Below are 18784 nucleotides of genomic sequence, written 5' to 3' on the forward strand. Positions count from 1 at the left end.
CATCATGATGAAAACGACGATCCCCGATGTTATTTTTCAGGAAGAGACCAACGAGTGCGGTCTCGCCTGTGTGGCGATGCTGGCACAAACCCAGGGGCACCGCGTCTCTCTGGAAACCCTGCGCGAGCTGTTTCCGGCTTCCGATCACGGCACCTCACTTGATGCACTGATGAAGATGATGGCCCGCCTGGGCGTGGCCACTACGCCGGTCCTGTTTGAGCATGCTGAGCTGCGGGATCTGCCGCTACCGGCCATTTTGCACTACGGTGCCAGCCACTTTGTGCTGCTGGCTTACCGCAAAGGCAATCACGCCTGCGTGATGAATCCGGCGATAGGAGAGCAGTGGCTGCCGCTGGCGGCGCTGAAGCAGGAGATCAGCGGCTATGCCCTGATTGTCGATCCCGACACGCATCTGACCGCTCAGATCGCTGAACCCCCGCAGAGCAAAACGCCGCGCGCGCCGCGTGCTATGAGCCTGAAAGAGACCGCCGCCGTACCGGGGATCTACCGGCTGATGATGCTGACTTTTCTGGTGTCGCTTAGCCTGTTTCTGATGCCAACGATGGTGAGCAACGCGATTAACCAGGCCTTCTCCAGTACCGGGAGCGACACCTTCCCCTACGGGGCATTTATCGTGGCGTTTATTGTCTCCACGCTGATGGCAATGGGTGTCAGGATCGTCAGCGAAAGGTTTATCAAACGCTTCGTGCTGATCAACAGCAGCCTCGGCTTTTCGCGTCTGCTGAACAACCCGCTGCGCTTTTTTGAAAAGCGCGCGCCGGGGGAGATTTTCAGCCGTTTCACCGCCTGGCAGTCGGGAATGCTACAAAAGATCGAGCTCGACAACAGTCTGCGCTCCGACTGGGTGATCGCCGTCATCTCCCTTGCCATCATGTTCTGGATCGCCCCCCTGCTGGCGGCCATCTCTGCCGTCGGCGTGACGGTCATGGGCCTGATCAGCATCTGGGCGGTGATCCGCGATCGCTGGTACACCCAGCAGCTACAGCTGAAGGGTGCGGCACTGAACGATTTCTTTATGGAGACGTTACAGGGCGTTCTGACGGTCAAAACCGCCGGGCTGGAGAGCCAGCGCCAGATCGCCTTCGCTGCCTATAGCCGCGATCTGTTCTCCTGCCTGCAGCGGCAAAAAATCTATCAGCAGGTAAAAGAGGGGCTTTACCAGCTGACGGGCAGCATAGAGATGGTGATTTTTATGCTGCTGGTGCTGCCCATGGTCCACAGCAAGCTGATCTCGCTGGGCGATTTTTTTGCCTACAGCTTTCTGCGCCAGATCTTTACCTCATACATTACGCGCATCTTCTACTCGGTGATCCAGAAGTCTCAGCTGCACATCATTGACGGCCGCGCGCACAGCCTGTTTCTGCCAGCGGAAAACGGTGCAGAAGCCGCCCCGCCCGAACCGGTCCTGGCGCACAGCCCGCCACATCTCCACTTTGAGGCCATCCGCTATGCCTGGGATGCGGAGAAAACGATTCTCGACTCGGTCTCTTTCTCTCTGGCGGCCGGTGAGCAGATAGCCATTTTCGGTGAGTCCGGCGCGGGGAAAAGCACCTTACTGCGGCTGATTGCCGGGCTGTTTTCGCCGCAGGCGGGCACCTGCTATGCCGGTGATATTCCGCTACCTCGCCAGCAGCTGGCGCAGTTTGTCTGCCTGCAAAGCCAGGAAGATATCCTGTTTAACGCCTCCGTACGCGAAAACATTACCCTGTTTGACGCCGCCTACCGCGAGCGCGACCAGCAGCGCATTGAGGCACTGCTGGAGTCGCTTGCGCTCGGGGAGGCGGTGCGCGGCTTGCCCGGTGGGATTAATGCCCTGATCCGCGAAAGCCATGCCGCTCTGTCGCTGGGGCAACGTCAGCGCCTGCTGCTGGCGCGGGCGATGTACAGCTCGCGCCCGGTTCTGCTGCTTGATGAACCGACGGCCAATCTTGACGACGAAACGGCCGCCATCGTGATGGCAGCCCTCCACGCCCACTGTCAGCGCCACGGAAAATCGTTGATTGTCGTGACCCATAGCGAACAGGTGATGTCCGGTTTTCATCGCGTTTATCGTCTCGCTGAAGGCCACCTGACGCCACAGGAGCCGCGACGTGAAGCTTAGACCCCGTTGGATAGCGACAGGCTGTGTGCTGGCGATAGCCGTGACCCTCGCCGCCATTGCAGCCTTCGACACCTCATCTTCCCCACAGGAAAGCCTTCAGCTTGAAACGCTTGAACGTGGTGACATCACAAAAATAGTCATGGTTACCGGCATACTGAAACCCGCCGTGCAGGTTAACGTCGGAGCCCAGGTGAATGGCCAGCTGCGCAAGCTCTACGTGCAGCAGGGCGACACTGTGCGTAAAGGCCAGCTGCTGGCCGAGATCGATCCCACTCTCCAGGAGTCAGAACTGAACAATGCGCTGGCGCAGTTAGCCAGCGCGAAGGCGCAGAAGCTGGCGGCGCAAGCCACGCTGCTGCGCTACCGCCAGGAGTATCAGCGGCAGAAGATGATGATGCGCGATGGCTCCGGCATTCGCAGTGAATTTGAACAGGCGAAGGCACAGTACGATGCGCAGCAGCAGCAAATTGCGGTAAACGACGCGCTGATTGTGCAGGGTGAAATGGCGGTGAAAACGGCCAACGCGAACCTTGGCTATACCCGCATCGTCGCCCCAATGGACGGCGAGGTACTCGGTATTGTGACACGCGAAGGGCAGACGATTGTGTCGTCGCAAACCGCACCGACGATCCTGGTGCTGGCCGATCTCGACACCATGCAGGTACAGACGCGCATTTCCGAAGCGGATATTCAGAAGATCCATCCTGGCCAGCCGCTGCAGTTTTACGTTATCGCCAATCCCGACAAACGCTACGACAGTGAGATGGGCTACGTGCAGCCGGCCCCCCAGGAGGCGCTGGAAGAGCAAAACAGCCGGGGAAATAGCACCAATCAGCAGGCCTCTGCGGTCTATTACACCGGCACCTTTACCGTGCCGAACGCCGACCGCGAGCTGAAAACCTCGATGACGGCTCAGGTGTTTATCCGCATTGCTGAAGCGAACAACGTGCTGCGCATTCCGCTGGCCGCACTGGGGCAGCCGCTGGAGGCCAACCACTACCGCATCCGCGTCTTTAATCACGGCAAACTCTACTCGCGCACCGTACAGATTGGCATCTCCGACCGTCAGTACGCCGAAGTGCTGGCGGGGGCTCAGCCCGGCGATCGGGTGGCACTGACCCCGGACGGAGGCCAGGCGTAATCCATGGAACCCATAATCATCTTACGCCATGTCTGCCGGGCGTTTCGTGCCGGAACGCAAACCCTACCGGTGTTAAGCGATATCTCACTTACCATTGGGCACGGGGAGATGGTGGCCATCGTCGGCGCTTCCGGTTCCGGTAAATCTACCCTGATGAATATCATTGGCTGCCTGGACCGCCCGACCTCCGGCGAGGTGCTGATCGATGGCGCGGCGGTACACCTGGCCGACAGCCAGCATCTTGCCGAACTGCGCAGTCGCTATCTGGGCTTTATTTTTCAGCGCTACCACTTAATGCCCTATCTGACGGCGGAAGAGAATATCGCCATGCCGGCGCTGTATACCGCGATGCCGGAAAAAGAGCGCCACGCCCGTATTCATTCCCTGGCAGACAAGCTGGGCCTGCGCGAACGCCTTCATCATCGCCCGACCCAGCTTTCAGGCGGTCAGCAGCAGCGCGTCAGCATCTGCAGGGCGTTAATCAACGGGGCGCAGGTCATCCTCGCCGACGAGCCGACCGGAGCGCTCGATAGCGTCAGCGGCAAAGCCCTGATGGACGTACTGCATCAGCTTCATGCCGCAGGTCACACGGTGATTATCGTCACCCATGACCACCAGATTGCCCGCCAGGCGCAGCGAGTGATTGAGATCCGCGACGGCAGAATCATCAAAGATGCCCGTCAGACCCGGCCAGCTACGCCCGTCTCCCTGCCTGAGCAGGATAACGGGCGTGCCTCGCTGACGCGCAGTCTGACGGAATCTTTCCGCATGGCCTGGCGCGCCCTGCGCGGGCACCGCATGCGCGCCTTTCTCTCCATGCTGGGGATTATTATCGGCATCTCCTCCGTTGTCTCCTCCATGGCCGTGGGTGAAGGCGCCCGTCAGACCATCATGAATGAAATTGGTAAGTTCGGCACCACCACGCTGGAAATCCATCCCGGTAGCGGCTGGGGCAATCAGCGCCCGGATATGACACGTGCTCTGTCAATGGATGATGTCAGCAGCCTGGAAAAACTCCCGTGGGTGGTGGGCGTCTCCCCGCTGCTGAGCAGCATGACGACAGCCGTGCGCAAAGGCTACGACGCTTCCGTCATGCTGAACGGCGTGTCGCAGAACTACTTTGCCTTACAGGGACTGCAGTTCGTACAGGGACACGGCTTTGGCGCACGGGATGTGGCTGAAAGCGAACCGGTGTTGATCCTTGATGAAACCGGCCGTGATGCCCTCTTTCCGGATGGCGAGGATCCGTTAGGCAAGATCGTTCAGATTGCCGGGGCGCCCTGGCGCGTGATCGGCGTGGCCTCACGCCCCGGGCCGAAGATGATCGGCGGTTTTGTCAGCGGCTGGATACCCTACACCTCGCTACAGCAGCGCATCACCGGCGACAAACCGCTCGAAGCCATCACTCTGCGCTTTCAGGAGACGCTGTCGCCTGCCGACGCGACGCGCAGAGCGGTGGATCATCTGGTACGCAGTCATGGCAAAAAGGATTTTTTTACCCAGACCGACGATAAGCTGGCAACGGCACTGCAAAAAACCTCGGACTCGATGTCGCTGCTGATTACGGCGATTGCCGCTATTTCGCTGCTGGTCGGCGGCGTCGGTGTGATGAACATCATGCTGGTATCGGTGACGGAACGCACCCATGAAATCGGCATTCGCCTGTCTGTTGGGGCGCGGCCATCGGACATTATGAATCAGTTTCTGATCGAGGCCGTCACCATCTGCGTGCTGGGCGGGCTGGCAGGCATCGCCGGTTCGTGGCTGGTAGGTACGCTGTTTTCACTGATAACGGATGAGTTCACGATGGTGTTTACCCTCTTTCCGCTGGTCATCGCCTGCCTGTTTTCCGCGGCTATTGGAGTGACGTTCGGCTATTTTCCGGCGCGCAGAGCCGCCCGGCTTAACCCGATGGAGGCGCTGGCGCGAGAATGAAGATCCCCGCCTTACTTACCGCGATATTGCTGCTGAGCGGCTGCGGTCACCTCGGCAAGAGTGACTATCAGCGCCCGCTGCTTTCACTGCCCGAGCGCTGGCCCGCTGTCGATCGGGCCGATCGGTTCGATCGGCGATATGACAACTGGTGGGAGCGTTTCGACGATCCCACACTGTCGCGCATCATCACCCAGGTTCTGACCAGTAATAACGATGTGGCCGCCGCGGCCATTACCCTGCAGCAGGCGCGCGTGGCTGCCGGGCTAACCGCAACCAACCTGTCGCCAAACGTGGAGCTGAACGGCAGTGCCAGCAACAGCCAGCGGCTGCGCGGCGCGGCGGCGTCCAGCGAGAGCTACAGCAGCCAGTTAAGCCTGAGCTACGAGCTGGATCTGTGGGGCAAGCTGGCGCGTATTCGCGAGCAAAGTGAATGGCAGGCCGTCGCCAGCGCTGAGGACTATCAGGCCACGCTGCTCTCCACCATTGGCACCACCGCGCAGCTTTACTGGAACATTGCCCTCTACAACCAGCAGATCCGCAACCGGCAACAAAGCCTGGCGATCGCGCAACAGACGGCGCAGCAGGTGGCATCCTGGTTCAGGGCAGGTAAGGTCGGACAGCTGGATGTGTTGCTCTCTCAGCAGGCGCTGATTGAGCATCAGAACCAGCTGCGCACGCTGCAGCAACAGCGTGAAAACGCGCGCAATGCGCTGGCGCTGCTGCTTAACCGCCCTGCGGAGCAGCACACGGCGGAGGCCGCCTTCCTGCTGCCCAGCCAGCGCGTGCCGGTGCGGGAAAAAACGCCGCTGCAGGTGATTGCCCATCGCCCCGATATTCAGGCGGCTGAGTCACGCCTGCGCGCGGCACTGGCGGGCTATGACGCCTCGCGGCTGAGCTTCTACCCCTCGCTGTCGTTAAATGCGGCTCTGAATGCCGGAAGCCAGGCGTTCAGCCAGTGGTTCCGCGACCCCGTTCGCACCGTCGGCACGTCACTCGCGCTGCCCTTTATCCAGTGGAATACCACACAGCTCACCGTCAGGCAGTCGGGGCTGGCGATCCAACAGGCGGCCATCACTTTTCGCCGCACCGCGTATACCGCTCTCGCCGAGGTGGATAACGCGATGGAGAAGCGCCTCAGCGCCGCGGAGCAGCGAAGCCGCCTGCAGCAGTCGCTGTCGCTGGGCCGCCAGCGTTTAACCCTGACTGAAAGCCGCTATCGCGCTGGCGCGGTGGATTTTAAAACGCTGCTGGACGCCCAGGACGATCTGCTGACGCTGGAAAATACCCTTGCACAAACGCAATACGATTACCTCTACGCCACGCTTCAGCTCTGGCTGGCGCAGGGGGGTGGCAAAACGCAATACAGGATATTAAATAATGACGTTAAATAATCAGGGAAAACGCGTGGTTGTGACCGGATACGGTGCCGTCACGCCGCTTGGCGCAACGGCAGCAGCAAGCTGGCAGTCGATCATGGAATACCGCCGGGGCTACCGCTACGTGGATAAAACTGAGCTGGGCATCCATACCCGTTTTCTCGGGCTGATCGATGAGGAGCCAAGCCTGAAAGGTGTGCCCGCAGCGATCCGCCGTAAGCTGCCGCGCTTTGCGCGCCTGACGGTCGGCGCGGCGCGCCAGGCGATGGCAATGGCCTTTGGTGAGGCGCTGCCGCGGGCATTTTATTCTGCGCTGGATTGTGGGGTGATTATGGGAACAGGCTGGGCGGGACTGGATGAAAGCTACAGCGCCCAGGAGGAGTTTGCCACCACCGGCGTCACCTCGCCGTTTAACTGTTTCTTCGCGATGCCCAGCGTGACCACGGCCGCGTGCAGCCAGTTCTGGGGGCTAAGCGGCTATCAAAATACGGTTATTGCTGCCTGCGCCACCGGTACAATGGTGATTGGCGATGCCTGCGAGGTGATCCGCAGCGGCAGAGCAAAAATGATGCTGGCCGGCGCCGGAGAGTCGCTGACCAGCCACTGCGCGGTGTGGAACATCGACGTTCTGGGGGCGTTAAGTAAGGAGCAGTCCGATCCACAACGCGCCAGCTGCCCGTTCAGCGCCCACCGCAGTGGGTTTGTGCTCTCCGAAGGCGCGGCGGTACTCTGCCTTGAAGAACGCGAAAGTGCCCTGGCGCGCGGCGCAACGATCCTCGGGGAGATCACCGGTTACGCAAACTTCTCCGATGCCTGGGACTTCACGTCGCCCGCCGGGGATTGTCTCGCGCGCGTTAAAACCATTACTGAAGCCCTGCATCAGGCGCAGCTGGCGCCCACGCAGCTGGACTATATCAATGCTCACGGCACTTCAACGCCGCTGAACGATCTCAATGAAACCCAGGCGCTGAAGATGGCGCTCGGTGAGGCCGCGTATGCGATCCCCGTCTCCAGCACCAAGTCCTACTCGGGCCATCTCATCTCCGCTGCAGGCGTTTTTGAAAGCATTGTTTGTCTGCAGGCGATGGCACAGAGCACCATGCCGGCAACCGCCAACTATCAGCAGCCGGACGAGCTCTGTGACCTCGACTATATCGTTGAGGGACATCGCGCCGGGAACATTCGCCGCACGCTGAACCTGAGCTTTGGTTTTGGGGGAGCCAATGCGGCACTGATTCTGGAAAAACACCCATGATGCCGCTGCACTACACCCTGAGCGATGCACACGGCTGGGCAGGCTTCTCCGGGGATTACAATCCTGTCCATTTCGACGCGTCCTGGGCAAAAAAACAGGGCGCAGCGCATCTTAGCGTACACGGCATGCGCGCGTTACTTGATGTTAAAGCCGCAATCAGTCCATCTGCCAGCGATGCCCCCCTGCTGAAATGCACGGTACGCCTGCGCAGACCGCTGTGGTGTGACATGCCCTATCAGCTGATACGCGATGAGAAAAAAGCGGCAGCGGCCATCGTTCGCGACCCGGCCAGCGGAGAAATCTGCCTCACCTGCCAGATCGCACCCACCGCTGCCCTGCCGGACGTCGACAGCGTCAACGTCAGCCGCGGCGAGCTGGATCGCCCCACGCTGGCGCGACTTCAGCAGAAGTTTGCCTCGCTTTTACCTGCCGGACAGCGCTGGCACTTCCTCGACGCGCTGCTGTTTCGCCACCTGATTCAGGATGAGGCGCTGCTTCGTCAGGAGGCCGTCGCCGCTATGCTGCCGCAGGGCACGACGCTGGAAGCCCTGTTCGCCCACATTCCCGTGATTCAGACGCATCAGGAAAGCCTTTTTGACCACCGCCTGCTGGCAGACTGGCATCCGCACGACCCGGCAGAAAATCTGACGCTGGAAACGCTGCCGGTGATGGTCATCGGCGATCTTCAGCAAGGTGCGATTATCCGTATTGCAGCCAGAACCCACTCGCGCAATCACTTTATCAGCACTGCCGTCACTCTCAAGATTGGCCCGGTGGCCATAGCATAAATAAGGATAATATTATGACTGTATACCGCAAAATCAGCGAAATGATCTGCGATGCAAAGGATCTGGAACCCGGCGAAATCACGCCAGAAACGACGCTGCCACAGCTTGAGCTGGATAGCCTGGATTATGTCGAACTCATGGTGCTGGCAAAGCGCGAGTTTAAGGTCACGCTGACGGCCGATATGTTTATCAATCATCCCTTTATGACCCTCAAAGAGCTTTGTCAGCTTATTGAGCAGGAGATGGCGCGTTAATATGACCAACAAATGGATATTGATAACCGGCGGCAGCCGGGGAATAGGCAAGGCGCTGGTTATGCACCTGCTGACCGAGTGGAACATCGTCTTTACCGGCCGCAGCGCAGAGAGCATTGCGCCGACGCTGGCGCAGGCACGGAGTATGGGCACCGACACCTGGGTTGAAGGGGTATGCTGCGACGGCACGGATGACGGGCGCGTCGCGCAGGTCGCCGGGTCGTTACTCGAACAGTTTGGCGCACCGCACGCCATTATTCATAACGCGGGGATCGCCCGCGATGCCCTGCACATTCATCAGAATGCGCAGGACTGGCGCGCAATTCTTGATAACAACCTGGTCTCAGTGATGAACTGGCACCAGGGGCTGCTTGCCGAGATGATGACGCAGGGAAGCGGTGCGATCGTGCTGATGTCGTCCGTCACAGCGCTTCAGGGCAACAGCGGGCAGACGGCCTATGCCGCCAGCAAGGCGGCGATGATTGGCATGGCTCGTTCGCTGGCGCGGGAGGTCGGCCGGTTTGGTCTTCGGGTCAACTGCCTGGCCCCGGGATTAATCGCCAGCGAAATGATTGAGGCTGTGCCCGCCGCGAAACTGAAAACGATGCGGCAAAATATCGCGCTGCGGCGGCTGGGCGACCCTGTGGATGTGGCCCAGGCCGCCGCCTTTCTGATTGGTGATAACAGCAGCTATTTAACCGGGCAGACGCTGGTGCTTGACGGTGGGCTCTCGGCCTGATTAACCCACGCCGCGAAATAGCTGATTTCGCGGCATCATCAGCTGTGATTGGGCCCACCGCTTGCGGTTAACCTGCTGCACCTGGACAGAGAATTTCCTGTTAGCGCAGCGAGGGGATTAACTGTGGGCCTCCGCTGGATTGCGTAGGCAACCGAACTGCGGAAAGGTATTATTGCCGAACAAAATGACACTATCCCCGACACGCTTAAGGAAAATAATTTTTTCCTTCTGCCTCATACCGAAAAGCAAGCCCGAGACCAGCCCATCATCAATATTGTCTGTGTCGTCGCGCACAGTGTCGAGGCTGACAACTTTATAGAGGTCGGCCTTAAGATTATAGCGTTTATACGCTAGCTCAATCGTGCGGGCGATAATATACTTTTTGCTTTGGTGAGTGAGCAGGCCATCCATTTTAATAAACAGTTTATCACCGTCAACATGGACAAACATGACGCCCTGGGCACGGATCACCTCATTATTTACATTTTGAGTCATGGTGAATGGCGTTTCACAGATAAAAACGGGATCCTTGGAAAAATAAATTACTCCGCCTACCGACAGCAGACAGGTAATAATTGCAAGCAAAGCTGACAGCTTAAGCATTGTGAATCTCTCTTATATACTCACTGGTACAACGATTGCCATTTCGTTCGCATTCAACCATCAAAATTTGAACGTGGTAACCTAAATCACTTTCTATAACCTGACTGTAAAGATAGATTTTTTTTGGCACCGAGCAGTCCAGCACTCTTCCGGACAAAGAAAAAGCGTTATGAATATCCTGCATTGACATGGGAAGATAGACATAAAAACTACACTGATTCAGTGACATCTTTGACGGAATTAATTCTGTGATGTGCTCTTCCACCCTGAAGAAAAAGACAATAAATGCTAAAAAAACAACACTCCCTCCGGCCATAAAATAGATCCGACCCGCGATGAGCTTTTCGTATAAAAAAGGCAGCCATCGTTGATTGACAGCGACATTGGGAGCGTTGACTTCTTCATTAATTACCGCATGTTCCGAGATCGTAAACCCAACGCGAGGGACAGTAATAATAATCTCCTGTTCGATCCCCAAATCATGTAAATTTTTTCGCAGTATTGAAATATATTGATTCAAATTACTGTTAGAAGCCCGTGCGCCAAACTTATCAAAAATAGACTGAAAAATCTCATCGCGCGCTAATACCTCTCCGGAATGCGTCAGCAATGCAGCCAGCAGGCGCGCCGATGTTTGGGATAACTCGATACAATCTCCCGTGAGCAGATTGACAAGTAAAGCCTTTTCGGTATCAAAAATAACTACGCCTTCGATATTGAATCTCATATTCTCCTCCAAACTTAGATTTACTGAACACCCAAAAACAGAACAATAAAATAAAAAAATGATAAATTTTAGATAAAACTTCTGATTCAAGCTTCATTTCACGTTAATGTTGCTAACGAATTACTGGGATCTCATACTACGAGCTTCCTTTGAAGCCCATGGAGTAGGCAAAATGAAAACCTCTGTATGTTCTTACAGTTCAGGTGAGTTACGCAAAGGTCACCACAATCATCTTAAAAATCTGCTTATGCTGGCAATGGAAATGGGTATTAGCAATGTCGAGATTAAAAAGGTTAATATCCCCGAACAGATCTTTATTCTCAACTCGTTAAAAGAGCACTCTTCTGAGGGGTTGTCGACAAGAGAAATTGCCGACCTATGCGGCATTTCCATTTACAAAGTCAGACATTTGCTTCTCCCGTTAGAACAACGCGGCTGTGTGAGCAGAGATAAAATAAAAAAGTATCATAAATGGTACTTACTCAAGGACCAACAGGATCTTAAAATATTGCAGCGATGAATGTTCCCTCTTAGAACAGAAAATCACGCTATATTCATCGCATTTAGAGCATTAAGAGCCGTTGCATCCAAAATGGGGTGCAACGCTCTTTCATTTAAATTGTAATTATTAATAACATCCTGTCTAAGACGGATGATTTAACTTTAAAAAACACCCCTGCCCGCCAGCACATTTTTTAACCTTCCTGGCTTTTATTTTCATCATGAAAATAAAAAGAGATGAGGAGTTGTTATTATCTCCGCCATCCTCCCCTGCCGTGACAGCTTGAAAATCCGCATTGACAGAGAGTAAATAGCGCTATTAATTTATCCTTTACACTACGCGATGATTTCCTCATCATCGCCTTATGGTTATGTATTTTTTGTAGAAAAATGGATGCCTGCCAGGCTTACAGGGGTCCCCTCCTCTTCCAACCCGATGGATAACTCACTATGACCGAGCCGCTGCTGATTGCCCAGACCACCGAACACCAACTGCACCTGCTGCCCTCTATGGCCAACCGTCACGGGCTGATCACCGGGGCGACCGGCACCGGAAAAACCGTCACGCTGCAAAAGCTGGCGGAGAGCTTCTCCAACATCGGCGTGCCGGTGTTTATGGCCGATGTAAAGGGTGACCTGACCGGCATTGCCAAAGCAGGTGCGGAGTCGGAAAAGCTCAGCGCCAGGCTGGCAAAAATCGGCGTCAGCGGCTGGACGCCGCAGAGCAACCCGGTGGTGCTGTGGGATATTTTCGGCGAGCGCGGCCACCCGGTGCGCGCCACGGTGTCCGACCTTGGCCCGCTGCTGCTGGCGCGCCTGCTAAACCTTAATGAGGTGCAGAGCGGCGTGCTGACCATCATCTTCCGCGTGGCCGATGACCAGGGGATGCTGCTGCTCGACTTTAAAGATCTGCGCGCCATGACGCAGTATATCGGCGACAACGCCAAGGCGTTCCAGAGCCAGTACGGCAACATCAGCAGCGCGTCGGTCGGGGCGATCCAGCGCGGGCTGCTGGCGCTGGAGCAGCAGGGTGCCGAGTATTTCTTCGGCGAGCCAATGCTGGATATCAAAGACTGGATGCGCACCGATGCCGACGGCAAAGGGGTGATCAACATCCTCGCCGCCGAGAAGCTGTACCAGATGCCGAAGCTGTACGCCACCAGCCTGCTGTGGCTGCTGTCGGAGCTGTACGAGCAGCTGCCGGAGGCGGGCGACCAGGAGAAACCCAAGCTGGTGTTCTTCTTCGACGAGGCGCACCTGCTGTTTGATGAAGCGCCCGCCGTTTTGCTGGATAAAATTGAGCAGGTGATCCGCCTGATCCGTTCCAAGGCGGTCGGGGTGTACTTCGTGTCGCAGAACCCGGCGGATATTCCCGATGCGGTGCTCGGCCAGCTGGGGAACCGCGTGCAGCACGCGCTGCGCGCCTTTACGCCGAAGGATCAGAAAGCGGTGAAGGTCGCCGCACAGACCATGCGCGCCAATCCGGCGTTTGATACTGTCACAGCAATTCAGGAGCTGGGCACCGGCGAAGCGCTGATCTCCTTCCTGGATGAGAAAGGCAGCCCGTCGGTGGTGCAGCGCGCCTCGGTCATCGCCCCCGGTTCGCGCATGGGGCCGGTCACCGACGATGAGCGTAACGGGCTGATCAATCACTCGGCGCTGTCGGGCAAGTATGAAGAAGCGGTCGATCGTGAGTCGGCCTACGAGCTGCTGCAAAAAGGGGTGCAGGCAGCCACCGACAGCGCCAGCGCGCCGGCGGCGAAAGGCGATGCGGTGGCGGTCGATGACGGCATTCTCGGCGGGCTGAAGGATATCCTGTTTGGCAGCACCGGGCCGCGCGGCGGCAAGCGCGAAGGCGTGGTGCAGAGCGTGGCAAAAAGCGCCGCCCGGCAGATCACCAATCAAATCATTCGCGGAGTATTGGGCAGCATTATGGGCGGCCGCCGCAAGTAGGGAGTTTATGGATAAGGAACTGGAACTGCGGCAGGCCAGGCGCCTGCCGCTGATACTGCTGGGCGTGGCGGCGCTGCTGTTTATCGCCACGGTGGTCTGGCCGCTGTACTACCCGCCAAACCTATGGATAGCCGGACTTAAGGCGGTGTCGGAGGCGTCGATGGTTGGCGCGCTGGCCGACTGGTTTGCGGTCAGCGCGCTGTTTCGCCGCGTGCCGATCCCGCTGGTTGGCCGCCACACCGCGATCATTCCGCGCAACAAGGACCGCATCGCTGATAACCTCGCGCTGTTCGTACAGGACAAATTCCTCAACACCGAGTCGCTGCTGGCGCTGATCCGCCGCCACGATCCGGCGCAGATTATCGCCCGCTGGCTCAGCAGCGCTGAGAATACTGCCCGCCTCAGCGGCTATCTGCTGAAGATGGTGCGCGGCTTTCTCGACCTTGCCGATGACCAGCGTATTCAGGCATTCATGCGCCGCGCCATCCACAAGGCGATCGACAAAGTGGACCTCACGCAGTCGGCCGCGATGATCCTGGAAAGCCTGACCAAAAATAACCGCCACCAGCAGCTGCTGGACGATGCGCTGGCGCAGGTATTGCAGCTGATCAACAAGCCCGGCACGCACGAGTTTATCGCCCAGCAGGTGGTGCGCTGGCTGAAGCGCGAACACCCGCTGAAGGAGAAGATGCTGCCGAGCGAGTGGCTGGGTGAGCAGAGCGCCGGCGTGGCGGCGAAAGCGGTGCAGTCGATCCTCAGCGAGATTGAAAATGATGAGTCGCACCAGCTGCGCCAGGGCTTTAACCGCGCGGTGCAGCGGCTGATTACCCGCCTGCGCACCGACGCGGAAATGGCAGAAAAAGCGGAGGAGATTAAAACCTGGCTCAAGCAAGACGAGGCGCTGAACGGCTATATCAGCCAGCTGTGGGGCGATCTCAGAGCCTGGCTGAAGGCCGATCTCGACCGTGAGGACTCACAGCTGCACGCCAAAGTGAGCGCCGCCGGGCAGTGGTTTGGCGAAACGCTGATGCAGGACAGCGCGCTGCGCAGCTCGCTTAATCAGCATATGGAGGACGCCGCCAGCAGCGTGGCGCCGGAGTTCTCGGCGTTTCTCAGCCGCCATATCAGCGATACGGTAAAAAGCTGGGATGCTAAAGATATGTCACATCAGGTGGAGCTGAATATCGGCAGCGATCTGCAGCGCATCCGCATTAACGGCACGCTGGTCGGCGGGGTGATTGGTTTGATTTTGTATCTGCTGTCGCTGTTGCCGCTGGTGCTGTAAGAAAAAAGGGCTGACCGAAAAAGAGGGTCAGCCCCTACAGGGGGTAGTGAACGGTGCGCCGTCATCAGGGGCGGCCTGTACCGATCTTGTAGGGGTCGACCGCTTTTCTGGTCGACCCGCAACCGCAACAATTACCTGCGTTTCAACAGCATATATACGCTAATGGCGAAGAACGCCGCGCTGGGCAGCAGCGCGCCGAGGATCGGCGGGATGTTATACACCAGGCTCAGCGGGCCGAAAATCTGGTCCAGCACGTAGAACAGGAAGCCAAAGCTGATCCCGGTCACCACGCGCATCCCCATCGACACGCTGCGCAGCGGTCCGAAGATAAACGACAGCGCCATCAGCATCATCACCGCCACCGACAGCGGCTGGAAGATTTTGCTCCACATATTCAGCTGATAGCGTCCGGACATCTGGCCGCTCTGCTTCAGATACTTCGAGTAGTTATACAGGCCGGTGATCGACAGCGCCGCCGGGTCCAGCGCCACCACGCCCAGCTTGTCCGGCGTCAGCGTGGTTTTCCACTCGCCGGTCAGCGTCTGGCTGCCTCTCACCTGCTGCGGGTCAGTCAGGTCTGATTCATCTACCTGCGCCAGCGCCCACGCTTTTTTATTCGCATCGTACTTGGCCGATGCCGCGTAGCGCACCGACTGCAGGCGGCGCTGCTGGTTAAAGCTGTAGATGCTGATGCCCGCCAGCTGGTTGTCGTCGCGAATACGTTCAATAAAGATAAAGTTATTCCCGTCCTTCGCCCACAGCCCGCTCTGCGTGGAGAGCAGCGAACCGCCCACCAGCTGCTGCGCACGGTAGTTACGCGCCATCTGCTCGCCCTGTGGGGCGACAAACTCACCAATCGCCATGGTCAGCAGCACCAGCGGGATGGCGGTTTTCATCACCGAGGCGGCAATCTGCATACGGGTAAAGCCGGATGCCTGCATCACCACCAGCTCGCTGCGCTGAGCCAGCGTTCCGAGGCCCAGCAGCGCCCCCAGCAGCGCCGCCATCGGGAAGAAGATCTCGATATCTTTCGGCACGCTGAGGATGGTGTACAGCCCGGCGCCGAGCGCGGTGTAGTCGCCCTGCCCGGTTTTACGCAGCTGATCGACAAACTTAATGATGCCGGAGAGCGACACCAGCATAAACAGCGTCGCCATGATGGTATTGAAAATCGTTTTACCGATATATCTGTCAAGAACGCCAAACATCAGACCGATCCTCCGCGAGTAAAGCGCGCGCGCAGGCGGCGCATCGGTACGGTATCCCAGGCGTTCAGCACTATCGCCAGCCCCAGATAAGCCAGGTTAACCACCCACATCCAGAGTGCCGGGTCGAGGCGCCCTTTGCCGCCGCTGGAGCGTAACGAGCTCTGCAACAGGAAGAAAATCAGGTAGAGCAGCATGGCGGGCAGCATCGACAGCACGCGCCCCTGGCGTGGGTTGACCACGCTGAGCGGCACCACCATCAGCGCCATCACCAGCACCGAGAACACCAGCGTCAGGCGCCAGTGCAGCTCGCTGCGGAAATCGGGTTTATCGGACTGCCACAGGGCTTTCATGCTCATCTGCTCGGAATCATTGGGATCCAGAATCGCTTCCTGATGGCCGACAATCGCCTGATAGTTCTTGAAGTCGGTAATGCGGAAGTCGCGCAGCAGCGCGGTGCCTTCGAAGCGCGTGCCGCTATCCAGCGTCACCACCTGGGAACCATCGGCACGCTGCGACATATGGCCATGATCGGCCACCACCACGGACGGGCGGGCATTGCCCTTCGGCCGCATCTGCGCCAGGAACACGTTGTCAAAGGTGTTGCCTTTGGTGTTCTCGATAAACAGCACCGACTGGCCATCGCCCGACTGCTGGAACTGCCCGGCCGCGAGTGCAGCGGCACCCGGGTTGGCTTTGGCGTTCTGCATCACTTCGCTTTGATAGCGCGAGGACCACGGCCCGAGGAAGCCAACGTTGACCGCTGCCACCAGCGCGGTAAACAGCATCAGGATCATCGCCGCCTTCACCAGCACGCTTTTGCCTAAACCGCAGGCGTGCATCACCGTGATTTCACTCTCGGTGTATAACCGGCCAAGCGTCATCAAAATGGCTAAAAACAGGCTTAACGGCAGGATAAGCTGCGCCATTTCCGGCACGCCAAGGCCCAATAATGTGAGTACTAAATTTGTTGGAATCTCGCCATCCACCGCGGCTCCCAAAATCCTGACTAACTTCTGGCAAAAGAAGATCAGCAGCAGGATGAACAGGATAGCCAACTGGCTTTTGAGCGTTTCCCGAACCAGATATCTAATGATGATCACGCTGAGTACGCCTGTGAAAACTTGTCTTTTTGCAGGAAAATCGCTAGTTTCATCGCTTACACGCCATTTTTTCTATCAATGGCCCAAGTCATAGCTAAAATAGTATGACAACAATCGCGTTCTGGTGATGCAAAAAAAAACTTATTATCACCAAAACTCAATCTGACAGCGACATATTGCACCAGCGCTATACGGTACGAAAGCGGTCCATTCTAGCCGGAGCAAGCGCCGTTGTCTTTAAGATTCAGGAGAGTGCATGGAGTTCAGTGTAAAAAGCGGTAGCCCGGAAAAACAGCGCAGTGCCTGTATTGTAGTGGGCGTGTTTGAACCGCGCCGCTTGTCACCGATTGCTGAACAGCTCGATAAAATCAGCGATGGCTACATCAGTGCCCTGCTGCGCCGTGGTGAACTGGAAGGAAAAGTCGGTCAGACGCTGCTGCTGCATCATGTACCGAACATTCTCTCTGAGCGCATCCTTTTGATCGGCTGCGGCAAAGAACGTGAGCTGGACGAGCGCCAGTACAAGCAGGTTATTCAGAAAACAATTAACACTCTGAATGATACCGGTTCGATGGAAGCCGTCTGTTTCCTGACCGAGCTGCACGTAAAAGGTCGCAATACTTACTGGAAAGTGCGTCAGGCGGTGGAAACCTCCAAAGAGACGCTGTACAGCTTCGACCAGCTTAAAAGCAACAAGGTCGAGCCGCGCCGTCCGCTGCGTAAAATGGTGTTCAACGTGCCAACGCGCCGTGAGCTGACCAGCGGCGAGCGCGCTATCCAGCACGGCCTGGCCGTTGCGGCGGGCGTGAAGGCAGCGAAAGATCTCGGCAATATGCCGCCAAACATCTGTAATGCCGCATACCTGGCCTCGCAGGCGCGCCAGCTGGCGGATGCGTGGAGCAATATCACCACCCGCGTGATTGGCGAGCAGCAGATGAAAGAGCTGGGCATGAATGCCTACCTCGCCGTCGGAGCCGGATCGCAGAACGAATCGCTGATGTCGGTGATTGAGTACAAGGGCAACCCGGATGCGGATGCGCGCCCGATTGTGCTGGTCGGTAAAGGCGTCACCTTCGATACCGGCGGGATCTCGCTGAAGCCGGGCGAAGCGATGGACGAGATGAAGTACGATATGTGCGGCGCGGCGTCGGTGTACGGCGTGATGCGCATGGTGGCCGAGCTGGGCCTGCCGCTTAATGTGGTCGGCGTGCTGGCAGGCTGTGAGAACATGCCTGGCGGCCGCGCCTATCGTCCGGGTGACGTACTGACCACCATGTCCGGCCAGACGGTGGAAGTGTTGAATACCGATGCCGAAGGTCGCCTGGTGCTGTGCGATGCCCTGACCTACGTTGAGCGTTTCGATCCGGACGTGGTGATCGACGTGGCGACCCTGACCGGCGCCTGCGTGATTGCGCTCGGCCACCATATCAGCGGCCTGCTGTCGAACCATAACCCGCTGGCACACGAGCTGATTGGCGCGTCCGAGCAGGCGGGTGACCGCGCATGGCGTCTGCCGATGGCCGATGAGTATCAGGAGCAGCTGGACTCCAACTTTGCCGATATGGCAAACATTGGTGGCCGTCCCGGCGGTGCGATTACCGCGGCCTGCTTCCTGGCGCGCTTCACCCGTAAGTACAACTGGGCACACCTCGACGTGGCCGGTACGGCCTGGCGCTCCGGCAAGGCCAAAGGCGCAACGGGTCGCCCGGTCGCCCTGCTGTCGCAGTTCCTGCTTAATCGTGCGGGTCTGAACGGCGACGATTAATCCCGGCGGGGCGACCGAAAAAGAAGGTCGCC

Annotated in this window: 16 protein-coding genes; 12 read left to right on the plus strand and 4 right to left on the minus strand. The window is 57.8% G+C overall.

From position 1 onward, the window contains the following. Nucleotides 1–7: 7 nt before the first annotated feature. Genes J2Y91_RS05055 through J2Y91_RS05090 form a run of 8 tightly spaced genes read left to right on the plus strand, consistent with a single transcriptional unit; the run spans nucleotide 8 to nucleotide 9610 of the window. Nucleotides 8–2122: a peptidase domain-containing ABC transporter gene (locus J2Y91_RS05055; RefSeq protein ID WP_253539463.1), complete on the plus strand. Its 2115-nt coding sequence runs from the start codon at nucleotides 8–10 to the stop codon at nucleotides 2120–2122. Beyond that, nucleotides 2112–3263 (plus strand): efflux RND transporter periplasmic adaptor subunit, encoded by a 1152-nt coding sequence (locus tag J2Y91_RS05060; protein WP_191149828.1) that lies wholly within the window; start codon nucleotides 2112–2114, stop codon nucleotides 3261–3263. Before J2Y91_RS05055 ends, J2Y91_RS05060 begins: the two co-directional genes overlap by 11 nt. A gap of 3 nt (nucleotides 3264–3266) precedes the next feature. Then, nucleotides 3267–5198 (plus strand): ABC transporter permease, encoded by a 1932-nt coding sequence (locus J2Y91_RS05065; protein ID WP_253537558.1) that lies wholly within the window; start codon nucleotides 3267–3269, stop codon nucleotides 5196–5198. Continuing rightward, a complete protein-coding gene (locus J2Y91_RS05070; RefSeq protein WP_253537561.1) occupies nucleotides 5195–6589 on the plus strand; it encodes a TolC family protein in 1395 nt (464 codons plus the stop codon). The genes J2Y91_RS05065 and J2Y91_RS05070 overlap by 4 nt, the downstream gene beginning before the upstream one ends. Continuing rightward, nucleotides 6576–7829: a beta-ketoacyl-[acyl-carrier-protein] synthase family protein gene (locus tag J2Y91_RS05075; protein WP_253537564.1), complete on the plus strand. Its 1254-nt coding sequence runs from the start codon at nucleotides 6576–6578 to the stop codon at nucleotides 7827–7829. The genes J2Y91_RS05070 and J2Y91_RS05075 overlap by 14 nt, the downstream gene beginning before the upstream one ends. Continuing rightward, nucleotides 7826–8617, plus strand: a complete 792-nt coding sequence (locus J2Y91_RS05080) for a hotdog family protein (RefSeq protein WP_253537567.1) — start codon at nucleotides 7826–7828, stop codon at nucleotides 8615–8617. The genes J2Y91_RS05075 and J2Y91_RS05080 overlap by 4 nt, the downstream gene beginning before the upstream one ends. Before the next feature lie 14 nt (nucleotides 8618–8631). Next, the gene (locus tag J2Y91_RS05085) at nucleotides 8632–8871 is read left to right on the plus strand and encodes an acyl carrier protein (RefSeq protein ID WP_048917451.1); all 240 of its coding nucleotides are present in this window, start codon (nucleotides 8632–8634) and stop codon (nucleotides 8869–8871) included. A 1-nt stretch (nucleotide 8872) separates the two neighbouring features. Beyond that, on the plus strand, nucleotides 8873–9610 hold the full coding sequence (locus J2Y91_RS05090; protein ID WP_253537570.1) for an SDR family NAD(P)-dependent oxidoreductase: 738 nt from the start codon (nucleotides 8873–8875) through the stop codon (nucleotides 9608–9610). Between the two features lie 117 nt (nucleotides 9611–9727). On the opposite strand, the gene J2Y91_RS05095 is transcribed toward J2Y91_RS05090, so the two are convergent. Both J2Y91_RS05095 and J2Y91_RS05100 read right to left on the minus strand, forming a co-directional pair. Continuing rightward, entirely contained in the window at nucleotides 9728–10213 is a 486-nt protein-coding gene (locus J2Y91_RS05095; RefSeq protein WP_048917449.1) for a FidL-like protein, read from the minus strand. Beyond that, a complete protein-coding gene (locus J2Y91_RS05100) occupies nucleotides 10206–10940 on the minus strand; it encodes a winged helix-turn-helix domain-containing protein (RefSeq protein ID WP_062818068.1) in 735 nt (244 codons plus the stop codon). Before J2Y91_RS05100 ends, J2Y91_RS05095 begins: the two co-directional genes overlap by 8 nt. Before the next feature lie 172 nt (nucleotides 10941–11112). Between J2Y91_RS05100 and J2Y91_RS05105 the strand changes: the two genes are divergently transcribed. The 3 genes from J2Y91_RS05105 (at nucleotide 11113) to J2Y91_RS05115 (ending at nucleotide 14679) form a co-directional block, all read left to right on the plus strand. Further along, on the plus strand, nucleotides 11113–11460 hold the full coding sequence (locus J2Y91_RS05105; protein ID WP_048918870.1) for a FaeA/PapI family transcriptional regulator: 348 nt from the start codon (nucleotides 11113–11115) through the stop codon (nucleotides 11458–11460). A gap of 431 nt (nucleotides 11461–11891) precedes the next feature. Continuing rightward, nucleotides 11892–13394 (plus strand): helicase HerA-like C-terminal domain-containing protein, encoded by a 1503-nt coding sequence (locus tag J2Y91_RS05110; RefSeq protein ID WP_253537572.1) that lies wholly within the window; start codon nucleotides 11892–11894, stop codon nucleotides 13392–13394. A 7-nt stretch (nucleotides 13395–13401) separates the two neighbouring features. Next, nucleotides 13402–14679, plus strand: coding sequence for a DUF445 domain-containing protein (locus J2Y91_RS05115; RefSeq protein ID WP_253537575.1), 1278 nt, complete (start codon nucleotides 13402–13404; stop codon nucleotides 14677–14679). 131 nt (nucleotides 14680–14810) lie between these two features. Here the strand turns inward: J2Y91_RS05115 and lptG are convergent, their stop codons facing one another. Both lptG and lptF read right to left on the minus strand, forming a co-directional pair. Beyond that, nucleotides 14811–15887 (minus strand): LPS export ABC transporter permease LptG, encoded by a 1077-nt coding sequence (lptG, locus tag J2Y91_RS05120; RefSeq protein WP_048914532.1) that lies wholly within the window; start codon nucleotides 15885–15887, stop codon nucleotides 14811–14813. After that, nucleotides 15887–16987 carry an LPS export ABC transporter permease LptF gene (gene lptF / locus J2Y91_RS05125; protein WP_048914531.1) on the minus strand — a complete coding sequence of 367 codons (1101 nt, stop codon included), beginning with the start codon at nucleotides 16985–16987 and terminating at the stop codon, nucleotides 15887–15889. Before lptF ends, lptG begins: the two co-directional genes overlap by 1 nt. Nucleotides 16988–17243: 256 nt before the next feature. On the opposite strand from lptF, the gene pepA reads away from it, so the two are divergent. Further along, nucleotides 17244–18752: a leucyl aminopeptidase gene (gene pepA, locus J2Y91_RS05130; protein ID WP_048914530.1), complete on the plus strand. Its 1509-nt coding sequence runs from the start codon at nucleotides 17244–17246 to the stop codon at nucleotides 18750–18752. Nucleotides 18753–18784: the final 32 nt, after the last annotated feature.

The sequence above is a fragment of the Erwinia aphidicola genome, assembly GCF_024169515.1.
Lineage (GTDB): Bacteria > Pseudomonadota > Gammaproteobacteria > Enterobacterales > Enterobacteriaceae > Erwinia > Erwinia aphidicola.